21 protein-coding genes and 3 pseudogenes are annotated in these 21,626 nt (G+C 68.7%); 14 read left to right on the top strand and 10 right to left on the bottom strand.

All coding sequences use genetic code 11. The features are described from left to right. Positions 1 to 85: 85 nt before the first annotated feature. A pseudogene (locus E4N63_RS10170) lies at positions 86 to 1,275 on the top strand (enolase C-terminal domain-like protein). Positions 1,276 to 1,615: 340 nt separating this feature from the next. On the opposite strand, the gene E4N63_RS10165 reads toward E4N63_RS10170, so the two are convergent. After that, a complete protein-coding gene (locus E4N63_RS10165; RefSeq protein WP_125624441.1) occupies positions 1,616 to 2,047 on the bottom strand; it encodes a PRC-barrel domain-containing protein in 432 nt (143 codons plus the stop codon). Positions 2,048 to 2,272: 225 nt separating this feature from the next. Between E4N63_RS10165 and E4N63_RS10160 the strand changes: the two genes are divergently transcribed. Next, on the top strand, positions 2,273 to 2,710 hold the full coding sequence (locus E4N63_RS10160) for a hypothetical protein (RefSeq protein ID WP_230240477.1): 438 nt from the start codon (positions 2,273 to 2,275) through the stop codon (positions 2,708 to 2,710). A gap of 15 nt (positions 2,711 to 2,725) precedes the next feature. Here E4N63_RS10160 and E4N63_RS10155 read toward each other — a convergent pair whose 3' ends face one another. Continuing rightward, positions 2,726 to 3,802, bottom strand: a complete 1,077-nt coding sequence (locus E4N63_RS10155) for an AI-2E family transporter (RefSeq protein WP_230240476.1) — start codon at positions 3,800 to 3,802, stop codon at positions 2,726 to 2,728. Between the two features lie 341 nt (positions 3,803 to 4,143). On the opposite strand from E4N63_RS10155, the gene E4N63_RS10150 reads away from it, so the two are divergent. The 7 genes and pseudogenes from E4N63_RS10150 to E4N63_RS10125 all read left to right on the top strand — a co-directional run bounded on the left by E4N63_RS10150 (position 4,144) and on the right by E4N63_RS10125 (position 12,175). Beyond that, positions 4,144 to 4,542: a DUF6507 family protein gene (locus tag E4N63_RS10150; RefSeq protein WP_125624444.1), complete on the top strand. Its 399-nt coding sequence runs from the start codon at positions 4,144 to 4,146 to the stop codon at positions 4,540 to 4,542. Continuing rightward, complete coding sequence (locus tag E4N63_RS10145) at positions 4,539 to 7,238, top strand: hypothetical protein (protein ID WP_230240475.1); 2,700 nt, start codon at positions 4,539 to 4,541, stop codon at positions 7,236 to 7,238. Before E4N63_RS10150 ends, E4N63_RS10145 begins: the two co-directional genes overlap by 4 nt. Then, a complete protein-coding gene (locus E4N63_RS10140) occupies positions 7,235 to 8,098 on the top strand; it encodes an immunity 49 family protein (protein WP_125624446.1) in 864 nt (287 codons plus the stop codon). The genes E4N63_RS10145 and E4N63_RS10140 overlap by 4 nt, the downstream gene beginning before the upstream one ends. Further along, a pseudogene (locus E4N63_RS10135) lies at positions 8,010 to 9,445 on the top strand (DUF6177 family protein); the annotation flags it as partial. The gene E4N63_RS10140 and the pseudogene E4N63_RS10135, both read left to right, overlap by 89 nt. 115 nt (positions 9,446 to 9,560) lie before the next feature. Next, positions 9,561 to 9,698: pseudogene (locus E4N63_RS30565) on the top strand (DUF6177 family protein); the annotation flags it as partial. Positions 9,699 to 9,971: 273 nt separating this feature from the next. Continuing rightward, positions 9,972 to 11,828: a DUF262 domain-containing protein gene (locus tag E4N63_RS10130; protein WP_230240473.1), complete on the top strand. Its 1,857-nt coding sequence runs from the start codon at positions 9,972 to 9,974 to the stop codon at positions 11,826 to 11,828. Continuing rightward, complete coding sequence (locus tag E4N63_RS10125) at positions 11,825 to 12,175, top strand: hypothetical protein (RefSeq protein WP_230240472.1); 351 nt, start codon at positions 11,825 to 11,827, stop codon at positions 12,173 to 12,175. Before E4N63_RS10130 ends, E4N63_RS10125 begins: the two co-directional genes overlap by 4 nt. A 194-nt stretch (positions 12,176 to 12,369) precedes the next feature. Here the strand turns inward: E4N63_RS10125 and E4N63_RS10120 are convergent, their stop codons facing one another. Next, complete coding sequence (locus tag E4N63_RS10120; protein ID WP_125626932.1) at positions 12,370 to 12,561, bottom strand: hypothetical protein; 192 nt, start codon at positions 12,559 to 12,561, stop codon at positions 12,370 to 12,372. A gap of 11 nt (positions 12,562 to 12,572) precedes the next feature. Continuing rightward, complete coding sequence (locus E4N63_RS10115; RefSeq protein WP_230242424.1) at positions 12,573 to 13,424, bottom strand: helix-turn-helix transcriptional regulator; 852 nt, start codon at positions 13,422 to 13,424, stop codon at positions 12,573 to 12,575. 340 nt (positions 13,425 to 13,764) lie between these two features. Here E4N63_RS10115 and E4N63_RS31470 point away from each other — a divergent pair, with 340 nt between their 5' ends. Next, complete coding sequence (locus E4N63_RS31470) at positions 13,765 to 14,088, top strand: ATP-binding protein (RefSeq protein WP_125624643.1); 324 nt, start codon at positions 13,765 to 13,767, stop codon at positions 14,086 to 14,088. A 133-nt stretch (positions 14,089 to 14,221) separates the two neighbouring features. On the opposite strand, the gene E4N63_RS10105 is transcribed toward E4N63_RS31470, so the two are convergent. Beyond that, a complete protein-coding gene (locus E4N63_RS10105) occupies positions 14,222 to 14,449 on the bottom strand; it encodes a hypothetical protein (RefSeq protein WP_230240470.1) in 228 nt (75 codons plus the stop codon). Between the two features lie 199 nt (positions 14,450 to 14,648). Here E4N63_RS10105 and E4N63_RS10100 point away from each other — a divergent pair, with 199 nt between their 5' ends. Further along, positions 14,649 to 14,789 carry a hypothetical protein gene (locus E4N63_RS10100; RefSeq protein WP_230240469.1) on the top strand — a complete coding sequence of 47 codons (141 nt, stop codon included), beginning with the start codon at positions 14,649 to 14,651 and terminating at the stop codon, positions 14,787 to 14,789. A gap of 52 nt (positions 14,790 to 14,841) precedes the next feature. Here the strand turns inward: E4N63_RS10100 and E4N63_RS10095 are convergent, their stop codons facing one another. From E4N63_RS10095 to queC, 5 genes are all read right to left on the bottom strand, one after another. Beyond that, a complete protein-coding gene (locus tag E4N63_RS10095) occupies positions 14,842 to 15,357 on the bottom strand; it encodes a VUT family protein (protein ID WP_230240468.1) in 516 nt (171 codons plus the stop codon). 405 nt (positions 15,358 to 15,762) lie between these two features. Further along, positions 15,763 to 16,536 (bottom strand): GTP cyclohydrolase I FolE2, encoded by a 774-nt coding sequence (locus E4N63_RS10090; protein WP_230240467.1) that lies wholly within the window; start codon positions 16,534 to 16,536, stop codon positions 15,763 to 15,765. A gap of 4 nt (positions 16,537 to 16,540) precedes the next feature. Then, positions 16,541 to 16,897 carry a 6-carboxytetrahydropterin synthase QueD gene (gene queD / locus E4N63_RS10085; protein WP_230240466.1) on the bottom strand — a complete coding sequence of 119 codons (357 nt, stop codon included), beginning with the start codon at positions 16,895 to 16,897 and terminating at the stop codon, positions 16,541 to 16,543. Continuing rightward, complete coding sequence (gene queE, locus E4N63_RS10080; RefSeq protein ID WP_230240465.1) at positions 16,897 to 17,532, bottom strand: 7-carboxy-7-deazaguanine synthase; 636 nt, start codon at positions 17,530 to 17,532, stop codon at positions 16,897 to 16,899. The genes queD and queE overlap by 1 nt, the downstream gene beginning before the upstream one ends. 2 nt (positions 17,533 to 17,534) lie before the next feature. Continuing rightward, positions 17,535 to 18,230, bottom strand: coding sequence for a 7-cyano-7-deazaguanine synthase QueC (queC, locus tag E4N63_RS10075; RefSeq protein ID WP_230240464.1), 696 nt, complete (start codon positions 18,228 to 18,230; stop codon positions 17,535 to 17,537). Between the two features lie 455 nt (positions 18,231 to 18,685). Here queC and E4N63_RS10070 point away from each other — a divergent pair, with 455 nt between their 5' ends. From E4N63_RS10070 to dpdA, 3 genes are read left to right on the top strand one after another with little or no spacing between them, the layout of a single operon-like run. Beyond that, positions 18,686 to 19,249, top strand: a complete 564-nt coding sequence (locus E4N63_RS10070) for a hypothetical protein (RefSeq protein WP_230240463.1) — start codon at positions 18,686 to 18,688, stop codon at positions 19,247 to 19,249. Further along, positions 19,246 to 20,379 carry a DGQHR domain-containing protein DpdB gene (gene dbpB / locus E4N63_RS10065; RefSeq protein ID WP_230240462.1) on the top strand — a complete coding sequence of 378 codons (1,134 nt, stop codon included), beginning with the start codon at positions 19,246 to 19,248 and terminating at the stop codon, positions 20,377 to 20,379. The genes E4N63_RS10070 and dbpB overlap by 4 nt, the downstream gene beginning before the upstream one ends. After that, on the top strand, positions 20,376 to 21,596 hold the full coding sequence (gene dpdA / locus E4N63_RS10060) for a tRNA-guanine transglycosylase DpdA (RefSeq protein WP_230240461.1): 1,221 nt from the start codon (positions 20,376 to 20,378) through the stop codon (positions 21,594 to 21,596). The genes dbpB and dpdA overlap by 4 nt, the downstream gene beginning before the upstream one ends. Positions 21,597 to 21,626 lie beyond the last annotated feature (30 nt).

Genomic DNA, 21,626 nt, shown 5'->3' with positions numbered 1-21,626 from the left:
CGACCGCGCCGGCCCCGCCGCACACCCGGCCCGGGCCGGGCGGCAGGACCGCCGGCGCCGTCGAGCGCCTGCCGGGGCGGCCCTCATGACGGGCCCCGCGGGCCCCGCGGGCCCCGCGGCCGCCGCAGCCGCCGGGGGAGCCGGCCTGGAGGACAGCCGCATCGACGCGGTCGAGGTGCACGCCTTCGAGGTGCCCACCGACGGCCCCGGCGGGAAGGAGCAGGACGGCACGCTGGAGTGGGACTCCACCACCATGATCCTGGTCCGGGTGCACGCCGCCGGCCGGACCGGCCTCGGCTACACCTACGGTGACGTGTCCGTCGCCTCCTTCGTGACCTCGAAGCTCGCCCCGGTGCTGCGGGGCGAGAGCGTCACCTCGCCACCCGCGCTCTGGCAGCGCATGGGCGCGCGGATCCGCAACGCCGGCCGCCCCGGCGTCGGAGCCATGGCGGTCTCCGCCGTGGACGTGGCGCTGTGGGACCTCAAGGCGCGGCTGCTGGGACTGCCGCTGATCCATCTGCTGCCCGCGCACCACGACCGGGTCCCGGTGTACGGCAGCGGAGGCTTCACCAACTACCCGCTCGACCGGCTCACCGGGCAGCTCGCCGGATGGGTCGAGCAGGGCATCCCCCGGGTGAAGCTCAAGACCTCCCGCGAGCCCGAACGCGACCCGGAGCGGCTGGCGGCCGTACGCCGGGCCGTCGGCGACGGAACGGAGCTCCTCACCGACGCCAACGGAGCGCTCACCGGCAAGGAGGCCCTGTACTGGGCGCACCGGTTCCACGACGAGTGGGACGTGCGGTGGCTGGAGGAGCCCGTCAGCTCGGCCGACTTCGCGGGGCTGCGCCTGCTGCGCGACCGGGGCCCCGCCCGCCTGGAGATCGCGGCGGGCGAATACGCTTCACCACACGCGACTTCGTCAACCTCCTGGAGCCCCCGGCCGTGGACTGCCTGCAAGCCGACGTGACCCGCTGCGGCGGCATCACCGGCGTGCTGGAGATCGGCGGCCTGTCGGCGGCCCGGCACATCGACCTGTCCGCCCACTGCGCCCCGGCGCTCTCCGCCCACGCCTTCTGCGCCGTGCGCCGGCTGCGGCACCTGGAGTACTTCCACGATCACGTGCGCGTGGAGCGCCTGCTGTTCGACGGCACCCCGGAGCCCGACGGCGGCACCGTGCGGCCCGACCCCGGCCGCCCGGGGCTGGGCCTGGACGTCACATGGTCCGACGCCGAGCCCTACCGGGTGTACGGCACACGACCGGACCGACGGGCCTGACCGGCTCGGCCCGGCGTTGACGAGGAGAGCGGAAACCCGGATCACCGGGGCAGCACGCCGCAGGAGACGCGAGATCCCGGCCAACTCGGCCCGGGGCAACTCCCGGGCGCCTCGGCTGACCGGGGCGCCGGGGACCGATACCCGCGCCTCCCCACGGCCCCTCTGCCAGGGGTGCCGCCTCACCAGCCCTCGCTGCCGGCGACCCCGCCGGCCACTCCACCCCAGCCGGCACCACGCGCCGCCGCCCGCCGCACCACCGGCCGATCACCGTGCGCGGTACGGACGGGCGGTGGCCACGCGCGGAGCGGGTGCCGCGCGGACCGCCCCCGGACCGTGCCGGTCACCACAGTTGCCCGGGCTGACGGGGAAACGGCGGGTACGCGTAGCCGGGTCCCCAGAACGGGCGGTAACCGTAGTGCCGGTAGAGATCGTCATAGAACGCGTCGCGGTCCACGAGCTCCGGGTCGTACTCGGGTGCGCCGGCCACCTGCTCGCGGGTCCGGTCGATGCGCACCCGGTCCTCCGAGACGTCGGCGACGGCATCGACCGGTACATAACTCTCCTTCTCGCCGATGCCGAGGAAACCTCCGTGTTCCAGGAGAAGGAAGCGGACTTTGTGCTCCTCTTCGTCGACGAGCAGGTCGCCGACCTTGCCGAGTTCGTTGCCCGAGCGGTCGGTGACCTTCCGGCCCCGGATGTCTTCGCCGGGTGCGCTGATCGTCTGGTCGGAGTCCGAGATCCTCGTCAGTACGGGGACGTCGCCGGATTCCATGGGGGCCTCCTCACACATCACAGGGGTGCCTGCGTACCCGGACCGGGCGGCCCGGGCGCCTTCTGCCCCGGGTTCCCCCCTCCGCCGGGCCCCATCCCCCCCGTTTCCTGACTGGTCCTCATGTATCGGAAGCCTTAAGGCGGGTGCAGTAACGCAGGAGCCGGGTACCCCGCCCGGAACAGTCCGTACACGTCCGCACACGAGTCCCAGGAAGGGGAGAGCGGCATGTCCCGAACGAGGAAAGGGCCGGGGCGCCGGGCCCGATCGGCAGGGGTGGTCGCCGCCGCGGTTCTGGCGTTGACGGCCGGGTGCGCCGAGGAGGACGCGCCCCCGGACGCCGCCTCCGCGGCCGAGGAGGTGAAGGAGGAACTCCGCGAGATCCGCGACGGGATCGTGGCCACCGGCGACGTGGACGTACGCGGGACCGAAATCGACGACGAGGGGCGCGCGGTCGCGGAACTCGCCGTAGCGAACAGCGGTGACGAGACCGACTCGTACGCGATCCAGGTCAACTTCCATGACGGGAACGGCGATCTGGCCGACGTCGTCCTGGTGACCGTGTCGTCCGTGGCACCGGGCGACACGGTGCGGGCAACGGCGCGGAGTCATCTCGACCTGCCCGAGCGCACCACCGCCGAGGCGGTCATGGCCGTGCGCCACTGAGCAGCACCGGTCTGCTCAGTCCGCCGACGGCTCGGTGGCGGGCCCCGCGGGGGGCGGGCCCTCAGGCGACGCGTACCGTGCGCGCAGCTCGCGGCCCACTCCGAACGCCGCCGCGGTGACCGGCACAGCGAGCAGCACGCCGACGATCCCGGCCACGGACGCGCCCGCGGTGAGCGCCACCAGGACCACCGCGGGGTGGATCCGCACGGTCCGGCTCTGGACCACCGGCTGGAAGATGTTCCCCTCCAGCATCTGGACCACGAGCACCACCCCCAGCGCCCACAGCGCGATGGCGAGTCCCCGGTCGGCGAGCGCGACCAGCACGGCCACGGTGCCGGAGACGAAGGCGCCGAGATAGGGGACGTAGGCGCCGATGAAGACGAGCGCGCCGAGTCCGAGAGCCCCCGGCACGCGCAGGACCAGCAGGCCCGCCGTGATGCAGACGGCGTCGATGAGCGCCACCACGGTGGTGCCGCGCATGAACCCCTCGACACCCTCGAAGGCCCGCCGGGCCATCGCCTCGATGACGTCGGCGTTGCCGCGCGGGACGAGCGAGCGCAGGGTGCCGGCGGCCCGGTCGGAGTCGCGCAGGAAGAAGAAGACCAGCAGCAGCGCGAGGACGGCCATGCCGAGCGCCTGGACGGCCCAGCTGACCCCGCTGACGACGCCGGAGGCGGCCGTTCCCCCGAACCTGCCCAGCATGTCCACGGCGTTGCCGGCGAGATCCTCCAGCGAGGTGCCGGACGCACCGAACTGATCGGCCAGATCCCGCACCGCCCTGCGCAGCGAGGCGACGATCTGATCCCAGGTGTCGACCAGCGCGATCGTGACGACGTACACGGCACCGCCGACCGCACCGAGAACGGCGGCGCACGTGAGCCCCGCGGCCACGGACCGGTGGACCCTCATCCGCACGAGCCACCGGTGCAGGGGAAGAAGCAGCGCGGTGCCGAGCAGAGCGAGCAGCACGGGAATGACGGCCGGCCGGAGCACCACGCTCAACCGGATCCCGATGTAGACGACGCCGGAGACCAGCAGGACAACGAGGCACCAGGCGGCAAGACGGCGGACGGGCTCGGGGAGCAACTGCACACGCCCAGCGTACGCACCGGCCGCACGCTCCAACCGAACGGCCCGGACGGGCTGCGCCACGTCAGCCGGAAGCCGCCCACGGACGGACGCTGCCCGGGCGGCGGAGGGCCTGTCAGGTCCCGCTGCCGCGCGTTCGGTGCAGTGCGGTATGGGCTGAATCACGCCACCACGAACCCAACTGTGTTGATCCCGCTTCGACTTGTGCGACAGGATGTTCGACGTACGGTGATCATGTGTGACGCACGGGAGTGCCGAGGCAGACCTCCGGTGCAGGACCGGCGACGCCCGGTGACTCGTGCCGTGCGGGGACGGCAGGCGCACGCATCCGGCGGGGGATGGGTATGAGCGGGTGGGACATTTCGACGTCCGGTGTGCAGTTCGTGACCTCGCTGGTCGAGGACGCGATGGACGACGTGGCCAAGGACGTCAAGGCGTACGCGAGTGATGTGGAGAGTGCGGCCGCCTCGGCCGGCACCATCAGCGGCCCGTACTGCGGGGCGGCTCCGACCGGGGCGATCGGTGCGGCTCTGGCGCTCTTCGTGGAGGGGACCGCGGAGGAGGTGCTCTTCCTCGGGGCGCGGGCGGCGAAGTCGGTGAACGGGGCCCGTGAGGCCGCCGCGTGCTACGTGCTGGCGGATCTCGACATGGCCGCCGACGCCCAGCGCAAGGCGCTGGCCGCCCCGAAGATCGACCCGCCCGGACAGGACCAGGGCGGCGGCCGGGAAGGGCGGCAGAAGTGATCGAGCCGTCGGGCATACCGCAGTTCACCGGCGACTTCGAACAACTCGACAAGGACGTCTCCCGGCTGCGCGGTGACGCCATCGGGATCCGCGACGGCGGCTCGGACGTGCACTCCCGCTTCCAGATGCTGGGGGCCTTCTACACCGCGCCGGAGGCCGACGCGCTGTTCTCCACCACGCAGCCGGTGATGGACAAGGCCGACGGCTTCGCCGTGAAGCTGGAGACGGTCGCCGACGCCCTGGACACCTTCTCCGTCGAGGCCCGCCCGCTCGCCAAGCGCCTGGAGGGGCTGAAGGCGGACGCGTTCACGTTTGTGGAGAGCGTGGAGGGCGACGACGAGTGGACGTACGACGAGGACAAGATCCGGCGCCACCAAGAGCTCATGGACGGTGTGGCGGCCGCGGAGAGCGCGTTCCGTGAGGCCGAGCGCCGGGCCGCCACCAAGATCTCGGCGCTGGTCGGCGGCCCGAAGTTCGTGAAGGACGACGGCAGCCATACGTCGAACAAGAAGACCGTGATGTACGGCTACGACGCCGAGGTCCTCAAGCATGCGGAGAAAACCCCGTGGGGCAGCCCGGTGAGTGAGTCCCACCACGCGTGGGAGGTCGGCTACTGGACCAAGAGCTTCTTCTGGGACGGCCTGGTCGTCGACAACATCTGGGGCGGACTCAAGGGCCTGGGCACCCTGTTCGGCACCGAGGGCCTGGACGCGGCCGGGGATGCCTGGAGCCACCTCGGGGACGTCGTCAGCGGTATCGGCCAGTACACCATCGCGCCGTTCGACGCGCTCATGGACTGGGCGATCGGACCGGATGAGGAGAGCGAGACCGAGGTCCGGCAGAAGCAGGCCGCCAAGGACTTCGCCAAGGGCCTGGTCGCCTGGGACATGTGGGGCGAGAATCCCGCCCGCGCCGCGTCGACGGTCGTCTTCAACGGCCTGACGATCGGCGCCGGATCGCTGGCCGCGAGGGGCGCGGCCGACGCCGGTGCCGCCGCCAAGGTCGCGGGCGCCGCCGGAAAGGTGGGCGTGTACCTCGACCCGGTCTCGGCGGTCCTGACACTGGGCGGCAAGGCGGCCGGCGGCCTGCCGAAGCTCTCCGAGGTGACGACGGGAGTCCGCGCGGGCGTCGAGGCCACGGCGGACGCGCACCGCGTGAACAGCGTCATGGAACTCCCCAACGGTGCCAAACTCATCATCGAGGACGGCCGGTTCATCCCCGTCGACAGGCACGGCAACGTCCACACCCAGCCGCCGCACCGGGAACTGGCCGCCGACGCGCAGCGGGCCGCGCCGGAGCAGACACCGGCCCGGGACCGGGAACTCACCGCCGTCGGCGCGACCTCACGCACCCCGGACGGCGCCGCCCACACGGGGCCGAACCTCCCACCGCGGGCCGGCCACGAGCCACCGTCCGGCACGGGCACGGGCACCGGCGGCGGGGACGGGACCGCGCCCCGGGGCAGCACCGGGGCGGCACCCGGCGGAGCCGGAGCCGCACACGCTGCCGGTCCCGAGACGTCCGCGCGGAGTACGGGAACGGGTGGCAGCGGGCAGGCCGGCAACGGACACGGCGGCGCCGGACAGGGCGGCAACGGTGGTGGCGTCCCCGGCTCCGGCGGTCATGGGGCAGGCGGCGCAGACGATCTCGGCCGGGCCGCCGACGACACGGCCGGCGGCCACACGGCCGGCCACGACACCACCGGCGACGGAACGGCCGGCGACGGAACAGCCGGCGCGACCGGGCCGGACGGCGGCGTGCCCGGCCGGTCCCCGGAAGGACAGCGCCCCGCTTACATGCGCGATGGAGCCAACCCGTACGGGCCTCGCGGATCGCTCACGCTGCAGCAGATCGAGGAGATCCAGGTCTACCGCGCCAACCACGAGCCGGGATACCGCGAGCACTACTACAGGAAAGACGGCACGCGGAAAAGCCTGGAGGTCTACGACGAGAGCGGCTTCACCCCGCCTCAGCTCACCCGGCTGTCGGACCATGCCCCGTGGATCCGGGCCAAGGACGTTCCGGCGCCGCCGAAGCCGCACTTCCTCGACGAGGACTACATCAGCGTGGGGGCGGACACCGTCACCAGCAAGGCACGGCTCAGGATTCTGGACGAGGCCGCGCAGAATCGCCATTTCGCCGTGCGGTGGGACAACATCGTCGCGGACTGGAAAGCCGAGACCGGCAGGGCCCACGACGCCCAGGGAACCCCCGACTCGGCCGCGCAGTGGGGAGAGGCCAAGGGGACGTACAAGGAGTCCCACACCGCGATGGGGGACGCGGCCGAGGAATTCGGCGAGTCCGCGGCCCGGCACCACTACGTCGCCGAGCGCTACCCGGACTTCACGGAACAGCCGCTCCTCGGCCCGAAGAACGGCAACGACCAGTTCGACCAGGTCTGGAAGCACGAGGACGGCCGCATCGTCGTCATCGAGGCCAAGAGCAGCCCCGGGACCGAACTCGGCAGGCGCACGCTGCCAGGCGGTCGGCAAGTATCGCAAGGCAGCAGGGAGTATTTCCTCGACATTATGGAGGCCATGAAGAGGCGTGGTGAATTCGAGCTTGTGGAGTCCATGGAAATGGCGCTCGAGCAAGGCAAGCTGGAATACACCGTCGTCAAGGGTGAGAAAAACGCGGGGACTTACACTGGCTACCAGTACCGGCGGTTCGACATCAGCAAGGGGACTCTTCCGTGACCGTACACATCGCCCGGCATGAACTGCCGGCAGGACCAGAGGCCGAGCGGTTCGCGGAGCGGGCGAACGAGCACTTGCTCAGGGGTATTGACCGCCTTGAAGAGTCGACGGCGGTGATCGACTCGCTGTTCGGCACGGCGGTAATGACGTTGCGTGCTCGCTGTGTCATCGATCCGCGGGCGGCGGCGGTGGAGACGTGGGAGGCCGCGGTCAACGCGATGCAGCTCGGCTCGGCGCTTTTCGCCGTGACGGGGGTGAGCGAGGGGAGGGTCGAGTGCCGTATCAACCGGAAGATGCGCAGCCTCCCGGCCACCGGTCCGATGTCGACGGCCGATGCAGGGACCTGGCTGACAGCGTTCTGGCTGGCGGTGATCTGCCGTGAGCGGCAGCGCATGACGCAGTTGTGCGAGGTCCCCCTGGAGCGCCTGCGCTCGCCGGAGGGGCAGTACGACGAGTACATCTACCACTGGGTGGACACCCTGCAGACGTACTGGCTGCGGCGGCCGGGGCTGGTGGAGAAGCTCACCGCCACGTTCGAAGCGTCGGATCCCTCCGTGGCGCGGATCGCGCCGAAGGATCTGCTGCAGGGCCTTCTCTATCCGCCGATCAACCTCTTCTACCACTTCGTGCGCCGGGACGAGGCAGGCTTCAGCCCCGCCCTGGTGGAGGCCCTGAAACTGCACCAGGCGTACTGGACCCTGACCGAGGAGCGGGTCACGGACATCGACGGCAGCATCGCCCTCGGGCCCCTCGCCATCGCCTCCCTCGCCTATGACGGGGAACTGCCCATCGAGGTGGAATCGGAGTACCTGCCCAAGCACCTGCTGCAGCACAGCTGGCTGGGCGAGTTCCCCACGTGACGACGCACCAGCCCAACGCGCCCACGGCACCCCGGGGCGAGGCCGCCGCAGGCACTGCGGCCGCCGGGAGGGAGGCCGGGCCGACGACGGTCATGCCGGCTGCGGCCTCCCGCAGGATCGCCCGGACCGCCGCCACCCCTGTCAAAGCCGAGGACACCGCGCGCCCGTGACCAAGGACGTCATCGCCCTCACACCCAAGATGCCGGACCTGCGCACCCTGCTGGCAGGCCTCCACGCCGGCGGCCCCGACCTCGGGGTGAACACCCTGGCCGACGGGGCCGTCATCCAGCTCTGCGCCGCCGACGGCCGTCCCCTGGCCTCCGTCGAAGCACCGCTTCTCGTCCAGGTCCCCGGCGAGACGGACCGCCTCCTCGGAGCCGGAACCGGAACCAGGGCCGGAACCGGCACGGGCCCCGACATCCCGGACGGCCCGGTGTGGTGGACGGAGGCCCGTGCCTCCACGGCCGTCGCCGAGGGCGGCCGGCTGGCGGGTTCCTTCGCCGGCCGCCTCGCCCACGTCCTCGACGGCGCGGTGTGGCCCCCGGAGGCGGCCTCCACCGAGGTCGTCCCGCTCAGCTCCGACATCACCGCGATCCCCGTACCACCCGCCTCCGTCCCGGCGGTCGACGTCCTCACCACGCGGGCGGCCGTGGTCATCCAGGACCGTCCCGTGGTCGCCATGACCAGCTGGCTCTCCGACGCCCTCCGCAGCGCGACGGCCGACGACCGCGCCCTGCAGATCGTCACCCAGCCCACCACACGCCTCACCCTGCCCACCCGCACCGCCCTGCACGGCCACCCCAACCGATGGGTCGTCCAGGACCGGGACAACGGCTACTACGACGGCCTCTCCGGCGCCCGGCTCCACTGGCACGGCGGCATCTTCACCCCCGTCACCGACGCCGACGGCAACACCTCCCTCGCCGAGGCCTTCACCGCCCCCGCCGACACCGGCGAACGCCAGCTCGTCCTCTCCCTGCACACCCGCCGCCCCGCCGACGAGAACCTCGTCCTCGGCACCGCCCTGGAAACCGCCTGGCAGCACCTCACCGGCGCCGCCCCCGCCGGCTGGAGCACCGCCGAACCCGTCAACCTCCCCTGGTCCACCCGCCGCCTGACCGACTTCGCCCGCCGCCGGCGCCCCACCCCACCTGGCTGATCGCCATCGGCCACCCCGAGCGCCCGGCCCTGGCCACCCTGCGCGTCACCCGCACCCCCGGCGGAATCGAGGAGGCCGTCACCCTCACCCTCGGCTACGCCAAGGACGAGACTCCGCCGCTGGACGCCATCGAATCCCTGGCCGAAACACTGGTCACCGAACACGGCCTGACCACCCTGCTCACCTCACTCCGCACGGCCCGCCGGGACCTGTCCGTCCCCCGCACTTCGAACCCCCGCCCGTCCCCGTCTCCTTCACCCTCGGTCCCCACGAGACCAAGCACATGGAGGACACCCGCGCTCTCCACCCACCCCTCGCCCTCACCCCGCCCACCTCGGCCCCGCAGCCCGCCCCGGCCTCCATTACCACCTCGGCGACGGAACCGACCCCCGTACCTGGAGCATGCTCCAGCACCTCACCCAGCGCCTGAAACTGGCCTGACCCACCCCGCGTTACGGATCCGCCGGCGGCGCCCGGGGGTCCGTCCGCCGCCCGCCAGGTCCTGCACAGCAGGCAGGACACCTCCCCGGATATCACCGAAATGACCAAGGAAGAGTCCGCAGCGCAGAAGCTCGGGCAGTGTGGGCGACATAAGTGATAGACCGGTGGGCCGACGGGGGCGGGACGGGAGCCGAGCGGAGCCGAACGCTCCCCGTCCGCCGGGGTCCGGCGACCGAGCACCGACGAACGTGTTGTGCAGTACCAGGAGGACATGTGGCGACCGAGACGTTCAGCATCGACAAGCGGCCCCTGCGGGATCTGCTGCGGCAGGTCGAGGCGGGGAAGATCCAGTTGCCCGAGTTCCAGCGCGGCTGGGTCTGGCCCTGGCCCAACATCGCGAGTCTGCTGGCCTCGGTGTCCCTCAACTACCCGATCGGGACGGTGATGCTGCTCCAGGGCGGCGGGGACGTCCGGTTCAAGTACCGGCCGATCGAAGGGGCGGTCCCGGACGGGCAGGTGCAGCCGGAGTCGCTGGTCCTCGACGGGCAGCAGCGGCTCACCTCGTTGTTCCAGTCGCTCGCGATGGACAGTCCGGTGGAGACCCAGGACGAGCGCAAACGCCGGGTGAGCGGCTGGTTCTACGTCGACATGGCCAAGGCACTCGACGAGAACGAGGACCGCGAGGACGCGATCCGCTTCATCCCGCCCTCACGCAAGGTGGTGAACTTCCGGGGCGAGGTCCTGGAGGACTACTCCACACGGGAGTTGGAGTACCGGCACCGCGTCTTCCCGCTGCGGTGCCTCTTCGACAACTCCTGGGGCGACGGCTTCGCCCGCCACTGGGGTTTCGCACCGGACGCGATGGAGCTCTGGTACGGCTTCCGGGACGGCTTCGTCCGGTCGTTCGACCTCTACCACTTCCCGGTCATCGAACTCGGCAAGGACACCCCGCGCCAGGCCGTGTGCCAGGTCTTCGAGAAGGTCAACACGGGCGGAGTCACGCTCACCGTCTTCGAGTTGCTGACGGCGACGTACGCGGCCGACGAGTTCGATCTGCGGCATCACTGGCTTGAGTGCCGTTCCGCCTGGGACGCGCCCGAGTACGCCATCCTGCGGGATGTCTCCAACACCGACTTCCTCCAGGCGGTCACTCTCCTCGCCACCGCCGAGCGGCGGCGCCGGGAGGAAAGGGCCGGTACGGACGAGGAGCGCCTGCCGCGCATCGGCTGCAAGCGCAAGGACATGCTCGCGCTGAGCCTCGAGGACTACCGGGGCTACGCGCCCGACGTCGTCGCCGGCTTCAAGGCCGCCGCCAGATTCCTGCGCCGGCAGTTCGTCTTCGACACGCGCTTCCTCCCGTACGGCACGCAGCTCATCCCGCTGGCCGCGATCTTCGCCCTCGCCGGCACGGACGCGGAGACCGCGGGCGCGCAGGAGAAACTGGCCCGCTGGTACTGGTGCGGAGTGTTCGGCGAGCTGTACGGCGGCACGACGGAGACCCGGTTCAACCTCGACCTGCCCGACGTCGTCGACTGGATCCACGGCTCGACGCAGGAACCCCGCACGGTCACCCAGGCACAGTTCGCGGCGAGCCGCCTGCTGACCCTGCGGACCCGGCAGAGCGCCGCGTACAAGGGCATCTACGCGCTCCTGCTCAAGGCGGGCGCGGCGGACTGGCGGACGGGGGAGAAGGCGGAGGTCAGCGTCTACTTCGACGAGGCGATGGACATCCATCACATCTTTCCGCAGGCCTGGTGCCAGAAGAACGGTCACGAGCGCTCCGTCTACAACTCCGTCGTCAACAAGACACCGCTGACGGCACGCACCAACCGGATCATCGGCGGCCACGCACCGTCCGAGTACCTCCAGCGGCTCGCCAAGGCGGCCGAGACCAGCCCGGAGGGCGTCGAGCAACGCGTCAGGACACACCTCGCGAACCCCGGGCTGATGCGGGCCGACGCCTTCGACGCCTTCTTCGAGGAACGGCGGAAGGTCCTCCAGGACCACATCGCGGCGGCGATGGGCAAGCCGGTGGTGGACGACCACATCCCGGGCCAGCGGCCGGAGGCGGCGATCCGGGCGGCGGAGAACGAGCTGGACGCGGGCGCCTCAGCCCCTGTGAAGCCGTGACCGTGACACCCGGCACGACCGTACTCGCGGTCCTCGACGCAGCGGTGGCCGCTCTCAAGTCCCCGCTGCGCGAGGACGACCGGGCGCAGGGCTGGACCGATGAACTCCGACGAGAAGTACAGGAGGAGATCTCGATCCACCGCTCAGTGCTGCGCCGCCACGGTCTGGGCATGGCGCGGCACTTGCGTCCCCGCCTCGACGAGTGGATGGAACACGAGGGCGTACGGCCGGGACGCCTCCGGAACCTGGTGGGCGACGTACAGCGATCGCTCGCGGAGGCCCGGACCGCGGCAGCAGAAACGCCCACCACCCTGGGCGTCCGTCTCCGACCGCCGGCCCACGAATAGCCCGCAGCCCCCGACAGACGCCCGCTCCGGGCAGCACACACCCGCACATACGCGAAGACCCCGGCCTCAGCGCATCTTGCTGGTGACGGCGTCTTTGGGCACCTCATGCCGGGCGCCCCGGCAGGGGACCCGACCCCCGCTACATGGGAAGCCGTGCCCGGTGCTGCCGCCCGGCGGCGACGCGCGCGGCAGTCCTACAGCAGATGGTCGGCCTTGCCGGCCTTGATGTCGGTGATGAGGGTGCGCAGGGCTTCGAGGGAGTCGGTGAGGTAGCGCTCCTCCTGGCCGTTGACGGCTATGTAGCCGTTCCCGTCGGCATCGGTGCCGAGGCGGAAGCAGGAACTGCCTTCGCCGCAGAGCGGCGCTTCCCAGGTGATGTCAGCCATCTATCTTCTCCTCATAGCTGTTGGGTGATCTGGCGGATGAAGTCCCGGGACTGCTCCGGGGAGAGTGCCAGTTCTTCCAACAGGTCGAGCTGCGCCCGGTATTTCGTGAGCTGGCCGTCGGCATACAGGAAGACAGGCCCATGAGAGTTGTCCACCTGCACGGTATCGAGCTGCCGCACAGGGCCCTCGGTGTAGACAACCGTGTGCCCTGCCCCGGGGAAGGCACCGTGGCTGAAGGGAAGGACGAGCAGCGTGACGTTATCCCACTCGGAGACCTCCAGCAGGTACTCCAACTGTGCCTGGGCAACGTCCCGTCCGCCGAACTGCATGCGAAGCGCCGCCTCATGGATCACGGCCACGTACGGGACAGGATTGTCGCCGGTGATGACCTTCTGGCGCTCGGAACGGTGCGCGAGCCGGAGAGCGACCTCATGCTCGGGAAGCTGTGGGATGACGGCGCGGAAGACGGCCATGGCGTGCACCGATGTCTGGAGCAGCCCCGGGACGTGCACGGTGTTCGCGCCTCGTAGACGTACCGCGTTGGCCTCGGTTTCGGAGATGTCCAGCAAGCCTTGAGGCAAGCTGCCCCGGTAGCGTTCCCACCAGCCTGTTTCGCTCGGCTCCGCCATCTCGGCCAAGGCGTCGATGTACTTCTCGTCCGTGCAGTCACAGTTGCAGGCCAGCGTGCGCAACCGTTCGGTGCTGATTCCACGCAGCCCGGACTCCATGTTGGAGATCCTGCTTCGGTCGACGCCGAGGAGCCCCGCGGCGTACTCCGCGGACATGCCGGCTGTGGTGCGCATCCTGCGCAATTCACTTCCCAGACGCTTCTGGCGTTGGGTGGGGCTCGTCCTTGGTGGCATGTCGTTCCCTCCGTGCCGCACGTGCATCGTCCTGACTATGGGCACAAGTTCACCGCATCGAGGCCATTGTTACGAACCGTATGGCAAATGTGGCCCCCACTGTTCTACCGTCAGTATCGCGCACGCTACACACCGCAATGCCGGAAGCGCACCGCGCGAGCATGCCCGCCTGCCCTGGGGCGGGTGTGCCTGCGACCAGGGCGGTAGGCCACCGGCAACCCCAAACCCGTTACAGCGCACTGGAGTTCGCCATGCCCGAGATCCCCTCGTACCCGCCCACTGGCGCTTCCCCGCCCACCCCACCTCCGTACGGCATGCCCGGCACGCCGTCGCCGCATCGCTGCCGCAGGCCCTTCGGCCTCACCTCGGCGACGACCTCGGCCTGTTGACCTCCGAGCTGGTCACCAACGCCATCCGCCACGGCGCCTGCCGGGAGGAAGAGGAACTGATCGAGCTCGTCCTGTGGCCGGCCGACGGGCACTACTGGCTCGCCGTCTCCGACCCGGGCACAGGCAAGCCGACACTGACCCACCCGGACGCGAACTCCGAGAGCGGCCGGGGCCTCCTCCTCGTCGACACCCTCGCCACGGCCTGGACCGTCCGCCCCCGCCCAACGCGCGGAACGTCCGTAATCGCGGGGCTCTCTTTCCGCCGGGGCGGTTGACCCAGCGGAACGGTCGGCAGGGGAGCCGGGAGGCCGGGCGGGCCAGGCAGCCCAGCGCTTCACTGAGCGCTTCCGACAGGAGCGCCCTCCCGGGTGCGATCGCCACCGTGTGCTGGACCATCAGGTCAGCCCATCACAAGCGGCGCCCCATCTTCGCCGCCTGCCGCTCATACCCCTTGGTCGCCCACCATTCCCCCAGGAGGCTGCGGACCAAGGAAGCCAACATGTCCAGTCGACCAGGCTCGGGCGCAGGTGAAGTGAGGACATCTACGAAGGACGTGTCGCCCCACGGCAGCGCGACTTCCCATCGTTCTTCCGGATGATTCGGCTGCTCGATGCCAAGCCGGTACGTCATCGTCACGCTGCGGTCGCGGTGGTGATCGATCTGCAGGCCACGGACGTTGAATCTCGTGCTTTCTTGGGTGAACGAGCAGGCGAGTTCTCGTTCCGCTGGGGTCCGCTCCAGTATGAGCCTCTCCTTTCGCTTTATCCTGGCGCGCGATTGAAGGGCGTTCCGGGTCGGCGTCCGTCTCCGCCGCCGACCCGAACAACTATGTCCGTTGCGCGCGGCATGGAGCGCGGTCTGCCAACTGGGCAGCGGGCAGAACAGCCGCGAGGCGGTGACCGCGGAGCACGGTGGCTTCCTCGTCACCCACCTGACCCTCCAGCACCTCGGTGCCACGAGTTCCCGGCTCACCTGAAGCCCCACTGCTGCTCCGTCCCCTGCGCCCGTGGGCACCCGCGTAGGGACGCTCAGGCTATAACGCGGTAACGGCGGCGCAGTAGCGCCAGGACTATGACGGCCGCGAGGGTCACCCATGTTTTGCCGAGGATTTGTCCAGGCAGGTAATTGAGGGAACCGAAGGCAAGGTAGAGGAAGAGGAGGCTGTCGGCGAGAAGGCCGACGGCGTTCGACGCGAGTATCGCAATGAGTAGTCCTCGCTGGCGCAGGGGCTCGTAGACGGCGAAGTCCATGGTTTCAGCGATGGCGAAGGCGACCGCTGAGGCAGTGGCGAGGCTGGGATCAGCGAGGAGGTATGAGAGGACGGTGCCGATTGCTATGGCGGCGAGGATGGCGCCACGGCCGGTCGCCTCACGCGCAAGGTCGCGCAGGACGAGCGCCAGGCCGACGACGTAGACGCCGGCGGGCGCGACGTAACCGAGGCCGGTGGGTATCGCGCCGAAGTGGGTGACGGCCAAGTTGGCGGCCGGGATGGTGGCGATGTAGGCGATGAGCGTGGCGATACCGGCAGGAGCGGGGGCCTTCACGATCTACTTTCTGTTTCGACGGTGGGGTGCTGCGCTCGGCTCCAGCGGCCGACGGGCGGTGAGGCGAACGTGCAGACAGTACTGCGCACGACGCGGAGCTCCTCATGGCGTCGGTTCGCGCTGCGGTGCGAGGGAAGCGCATGCCAAAGGTGGCAGGCCCCGGGGGGAGGGCAGGCTATGCCGCGCTCAGGGACTCGGGCAGGTTCTCTGAATGGTGAGCGCGCCAGTCAGCGTCGCGAGCGCCAGCCCGCTACATATGATGGTGTGGTGTGTGCACAGCCGCCAGTGGACGCTTCCGCCGGCTCGGGCGAAGCCATACTTTGCCGCGGGCAGGGGCCGTAGGCACGGTGTAGGTCAGGCTGGCGATGGCGTCCGCTCTTCCAACTTCCGGTCCTGTTCGGGGGTTCAGTTGGTGTAAGTCAGGCTGGCGATGGCGTCGTGGCTGTGAATACTCTCCAGGTTCTTCGCCCGGATTGCGTGGCTCAGCCCTTTTTTGCGGCATACAAGGCTTACATCACGGATGATGTCTTCGACGAAGACGGGATGTTCGTAGGCCTGCATGGTGACGACCCGTTCGTCGGGCCGCTTGACGAGGGGGAAGACAGGAGCGGAGCCGGCGCTGCGCAGCAGGTCGACGACTTCGTGGACAGCCAGCGGGTAGGGCGCGTCCGTGGTCCCGCTGATAGTGAGGGTGATCTCGCTGCGCTGGTTGTGAGCCCCGTAGTCGGAGATGGCCTTGGAGCACGGGCATAGACTGGTGACGTCGGCGGTCACCGTGGTGGTGATGGTGCAACCGTCGGCGGCAATGCTGCCGGTGATGGTGACGTCGTGGGTCTGCCATGACTGCCGCTGACTGGCGGGCGCGGTCACGGTCGTGGCGAGGGGTAGGGCCAGCGTCAGGGTCAGACGAGGGGCATCGAGCAGGGTGAGCCCCCGTTTGAGAACGATGGGCAACTCCTGCGGGGCGAGGGTGGCCACTTCCTCGTGCACCAGGGCGATCATGCGGCTCATGTGGGTGCCGCGCCGGTTGGCCTGCAGACCAACGGTGACGCTGATGTCGGCGATGCCGTGCTGGCGCGTGTGGCCGTCATCGAACGTGACGGGGTAGCGCAGGCCGCTGATCCCTACTTCGTCGATGGCGATGCCGCGGTAATCGGGCTCGTTTTGGATGTCGTGCATGCCGCTACTCGCCTCGGTAGGTGCAACCAGAGGTGCAGGTCTCGCGCACGGTGATCGCTGACAGGATGGGGAGTTCCACGATCATCCGGTCCCAGATCCAGCGGGCCAGGTTCTCGCTGGTGGGATTTTCCAATCCTTCGATGTCGTTCAGGTAGTAATGGTCTAGTTGTGTATCGATGGGCTTGAATGCGCGCTTGACGTCGCCGAAGTCCATTACCCAGCCTGCTTCCGCATCCACTGGCGCTTCTACGTGCACGGTGATCTTGTAGGAGTGGCCGTGGAGGCGAGCGCACTTGTGTCCTTCTGGGACACGCGGCAGGCGGTGGGCTGCTTCGAAGGTGAACTCGCGAAAGATTTCCATTACTGAAGTCCCAGATACTTGTGCGTCTGGAGAGAAAGAGTCCAGCGCGGGTTCTTCATGCAGTACTCGACGACGGCGCGGGTGTGGGCCTCGCGATTAGCGTCATCCAGTGGTTGCAATCTGAAGTGGCGGAAGTTGAGGTCTTCGAACTGGGCGGGGTCGCCGCCGGCCTGGGGATAGACCAGTTTGAGTTCGTCGCCGTGAGTGAGGACCAGGGTGGAGCCGACCTTGGGGCTCACGCAAAGCCAGTCGATACCCCGGGGTGCCGGGCGGGTGCCGTTGGTTTCCACTGCGACTTCGAAGCCGCGGTCGTGGAGCGCCTGGATGGCGTTCTCGTCCAACTGCAGTAGAGGTTCTCCTCCGGTGCACACCACGAACCGGTGTGCGCGATCGGCAGTGGGCCAGGCGGCCTCCACGGCGGTGGCCAGGTCGTCAGCTGTGGTGAAGCGGCCGCCGCCTTCGCCGTCGGTGCCGACAAAGTCGGTGTCGCAGAACTGGCAGATGGCGCGGGCGCGGTCGCGTTCCCGTCCGGTCCACAGGTTGCAGCGCGAGAAGCGGCAGAAGACTGCAGGGCGTCCTGCGTGACTGCCTTCCCCTTGGAGGGTGTAGAAGATTTCCTTGATCAGGTAGGTCATGCTCAGGCGCTCTGGTACTGGACTGGGTCCTTCACGCCGGCCTCGGCGAAGCCTTTCAGGCGCAGCAGGCAAGTCTCGCACTTGCCGCAAGCCTGTCCCTGTTCGTCGGGGTCGTAGCAGGAGGAGGTCAGGGAGTAGTCCACGCCCAGGCGCAGGCCCTCGCGGACGATGTCGGCCTTGGACAGTGCGATCAGGGGGGAGTGCAGTGTGATCTTGGAAGTGTCTTCGACGCCGGCTCGGGTTGCCAGGTTGGCCATCGCGGCAAAGGCCTCCATGTACTCGGGGCGGCAGTCGGGGTAGCCGCTGTAGTCCACGGCCGTGACCCCGGTGAAGATGTCGCTGGCGCCGACGGTCTCGGCGAAGGCCAGCGCGAACGACAGGAAGATGGTGTTGCGGGCCGGCACGTATGTGATCGGTACCCCGGACTGGGGCGTGTCCTGGAGGGACTCGTGCTTGGGTACCTCAATGTCGGCGGTCAGGGCAGAGCCGCCAAAGACCCGCAGATCGATGTCGGCGATGACGTGCCGGGCCACCCCCTGCGCCTGGGCGACCCGCTGGGCTGCCTCCAGTTCGATGGAGTGGCGCTGACCGTAGCGGAAGCTGAGCGCGTAGGGAGTGAATCCCTGGTCCTTGGCGATGGCCAGCACCGTGGTCGAGTCCAGGCCGCCGCTCAGCAGCACGATCGCGGGACGGTCCATGCTGTCACCCCTTATCTGATGTCCAGTTGCCTCACTTGAGGCAGATGAAGCCTACCCCGGTAACTACCGGCTACAGTAACCACGACAGCAGACGAGTTAAGGAATCCAGAGGTCGATCCGCAGTGAACGAGTTGCCCATCGTGGTCACGTGCACGGACCGGAAGGCCTCACCCCCCATGGCCGCCCTGCGGGCCCGCGATCTGCCCGCCGCGGACCTGCCCGAGAGGGCCGCGGAGTGGGAACGCCGCCTGCGGATCGCCTCCGAGGGGCGGGTGGAGTTGGCGCATCTCTACCAAGGGGACCAGTGGAGGCGTGCTCAAGCCCTGGCTGCTGTTGCAACCCACGCTGGCTTCGCCCCCCGACTGTATGTGGCCTCGGCGGGACTGGGTCTGCGATCAGTCTCCAGTCTCGCCCCGTCCTACGCGGCCACTTTCATGTCTCGACACGCAGATTCCGTGGCTTCCTCCACCTCCCAGGCGGTCGACTGGTGGGGTCATCTACAGCGCATGGACGGAAGTCGCAACTTGTCCAAGATTGCAGCTTCTGCTGGGCGAATTCTTGTGGTGCTGTCCGAGACGTACGCCCAAGCCATGCATCGCGACCTGCTCGCCCTGGCGGCCAGCGGAGCGGACGCAGTGCTCATCGGGGGCGCTTGCGACCTGGACGGCGTGCTGCGCATTCCAGCCAACGCCGCCCTGCGCAACGCCCTGGGCGGCACTCTCACCAGCCTCAACGCCCGCATGGCGGCAGCCTGGCTGCAGCACTGCACACCCGGCCGCCTCACTACCCCTGCCGCCACAGAGCGTTGGACGACCTGGGTTGGGCAGGCGGCCCGCCCGGAACGCTACGCCCGCACGCCGATGTCGGACGCTGCGGTGATCGACTTCATCAAAGACATGAAAAGCCGATACCCAGACTCGTCCCGCACGCGCCTACTACGCCTACTGAGAGACAAGGGGATGGCCTGCGAACAAAGGCGCTTCGCAGGACTGTACTCGTCAACGATTGGCCAACGATGACCTCCAATGTGCTTAAGCGTCGGGCTCTGCGGATCGAGCAGCACCCCACGATCCCGCTGTATGTGTTCACCTTGGCGGCAGAAGAGGTCCACCAGGTCGCCGACGTTGCCCGAATCTCCCGAGACGAAGCGGGCAAACTGATCGGCTACCAACGTCCCGAGAAGAAACAGCACGTGAAGCAGATCCTCGAGTACCTGGATGGCGAGGAGGTCCTGTTTCCCAACGGGCTGATCATGGCGCTGCCTTCGAGTGTGCGGTTCAAGTCCAGCCCGGGCCCGGGGAGCAGTGACGGCCTGTGCACCTCGGGCACGCTGGAAATCTCCCTGCCCGATGCCCCCGACGCCCCTCGGCCCGCCTGGATCGTCGACGGCCAACAGCGCAGCCTCGCCCTGGCCCGCACCCGTAACTCCCGCCTGGCCGTGACCATCGCCGGCTTCGTCGCCGAAGACCTGGAGACCCAGCGCGACCAGTTCCTGCGCGTGAACACGGTATCCCCGCTGCCCACCAACCTCGTCACCGAACTCCTCCCGGAAGTCGGCACCCTGCTGCCGACCAAGCTCTCCGCCCGCAAGCTCCCCGCCGTGCTGGTCGAGGCCCTCAATCACGACAAGGACTCACCCTTCCGAGGCCTCGTGCGTCGCCCGTCCACCACGGCCGAGCAGAAGACGGATGCCGTCGTCACCGACAACAGCCTCACCACGGCCATCCAGGAATCCCTCAACTCCCCGTCAGGCGCCTTCTTTCCCTACAAAAATCTGTCCAATGGCACGGTCGACACGGCCACCATCCGCCAGATCCTCGTCGTCTACTGGACCGCCGTGCGCGACACCTTCCCTGACGCGTGGGGGCTGCCGGCGACCAGGAGTCGGCTGATGCACGGCGTCGGCATCCGCTCCATGGGACGCTTGATGGACCGCGTCATGATGGCCATCGACCCCGCCTCACCCCATGCCGTGGAGTTGGCGCGGGCCGAACTCGCCCTGATCGCCCCGCATTGCCGCTGGACCCAGGGGCGCTGGCCCGACCTGAACACCCCCTGGAACGAACTCCAGAACAACCCCCGCCACATCAGCACCCTGTCGAACTACCTCCTCCGTATCTATGTGCAGGAAAAGGCAAAGGCCGCGTGAAATTCTATTTCCCTGACAGCCAGGATCTGGTGAGCCCCACATACGACTTCGTCAACGATGAGTACTCGCCCTACCGAGTCCGTCAGCGTGATGACGTCTACGCCCACCAGGCCGTGACACCGATCCCCTACGACGGGATGCTTGTCAGCAAGGCGATTGTCGACGGATCCATGAAGGGCGCAGGGAAATACTCTGCACCGCAGCGCGAGCGCTTCTACCGCCTGGGCGTGAGGAAGTTCTTCCGCCTCCCTGATGAATGCTCCACAATTGGAGACTGCGGCGCCTTCAATTACATCGATGAGGAGCATCCACCCTACGAAGTCGACGAAGTCCTTGACTTCTACGGCCGATGCGGATTCGACGCCGGCATCAGCATCGACCACATCATCTTCGGCTACATTCCTCAAGAATCCGGCACGGAACCAGAAGCGGCGTGGGTGGAACGCCAGCAGATCTCTCTGGAACTCGCCGAGAAATTTCTCGCCACGGCAAAAAAGCACGGCGCCTGCTTCGAACTCGTTGGCGCCGCCCAGGGATGGGGGCCCGACAGTTACGCCCACTCCGTCGCGCAACTGCAGAAAATGGGATATCGCCGTATCGCCCTCGGCGGCATGGTACCCCTCAAGTCCCACGAGATTCTGGCCTGCCTGCGAGCCATCGACGAAGTACGCCATCACGACACCGAACTGCACCTTCTCGGCATCAATCGCGTCGACAGCATGGAGCAGTTCGCCCGCCACGGCGTGACCAGCTTCGACAGCACCTCCGCCTTCCGTCAGGCCTTCATGGACGACCGTAACAACTACCACACCGCCACCGGCGCCTACACCGCCATCAGGGTCCCCCAAGTCGACGCTAACCCCGCACTCAAACGCCTCATCCTGTCCGGAAGCGTCTCCCAGGCTCAGGCCATCACCGCAGAACGTGCCTGCCTGCGCGCACTGCGGGGTTTCGACCGCGGAGAGGACTCGCTCGAAGAAGTACTGGGCGCTCTCGCCGCCTACGAGTCGCTCGTCCTCGACCCGAAGAAGAAGAGCTATCTCGCATATTACGAGCGCACTCTCAGCGACGCGCCCTGGCGCACCTGTCCCTGCGCCCTGTGCAAGAAACACGGCATCGAGATCGCAATATTCCGGGGAACCGAGCGGAACAAGCGCCGAGGATTCCATAATCTGACCGTGCTCGAGGCCAAAATGCGCTCCCTCACCTTCGGGTGAACCCCCACTTTTTCTTTTGACATGTCTGGA

The organism is Streptomyces sp. MNU89 (assembly GCF_020982505.1).
GTDB lineage: Bacteria > Actinomycetota > Actinomycetes > Streptomycetales > Streptomycetaceae > Streptomyces > Streptomyces xinghaiensis.
The sequence above is the reverse complement of the archived record's forward strand: the minus strand, read 5'-3'. Positions and strand labels throughout refer to the sequence as shown.

What these genes read in the sequence shown, in the direction of transcription:
- E4N63_RS10115 (WP_230242424.1), bottom strand. Translation starts at nt 13,424, where the DNA reads ATGCCACCAAGGACGAGCCCCACCCAACGCCAGAAGCGTCTGGGAAGT.
- E4N63_RS10165 (WP_125624441.1), bottom strand. Translation starts at nt 2,047, where the DNA reads ATGGAATCCGGCGACGTCCCCGTACTGACGAGGATCTCGGACTCCGAC.
- queC (WP_230240464.1), bottom strand. Translation starts at nt 18,230, where the DNA reads ATGGACCGTCCCGCGATCGTGCTGCTGAGCGGCGGCCTGGACTCGACC.
- E4N63_RS10160 (WP_230240477.1), top strand. Translation starts at nt 2,273, where the DNA reads ATGTCCCGAACGAGGAAAGGGCCGGGGCGCCGGGCCCGATCGGCAGGG.
- E4N63_RS10090 (WP_230240467.1), bottom strand. Translation starts at nt 16,536, where the DNA reads ATGCACGACATCCAAAACGAGCCCGATTACCGCGGCATCGCCATCGAC.
- E4N63_RS10150 (WP_125624444.1), top strand. Translation starts at nt 4,144, where the DNA reads ATGAGCGGGTGGGACATTTCGACGTCCGGTGTGCAGTTCGTGACCTCG.
- queD (WP_230240466.1), bottom strand. Translation starts at nt 16,897, where the DNA reads ATGGAAATCTTTCGCGAGTTCACCTTCGAAGCAGCCCACCGCCTGCCG.
- E4N63_RS10120 (WP_125626932.1), bottom strand. Translation starts at nt 12,561, where the DNA reads ATGGCTGACATCACCTGGGAAGCGCCGCTCTGCGGCGAAGGCAGTTCC.
- queE (WP_230240465.1), bottom strand. Translation starts at nt 17,532, where the DNA reads ATGACCTACCTGATCAAGGAAATCTTCTACACCCTCCAAGGGGAAGGC.
- dbpB (WP_230240462.1), top strand. Translation starts at nt 19,246, where the DNA reads ATGACCTCCAATGTGCTTAAGCGTCGGGCTCTGCGGATCGAGCAGCAC.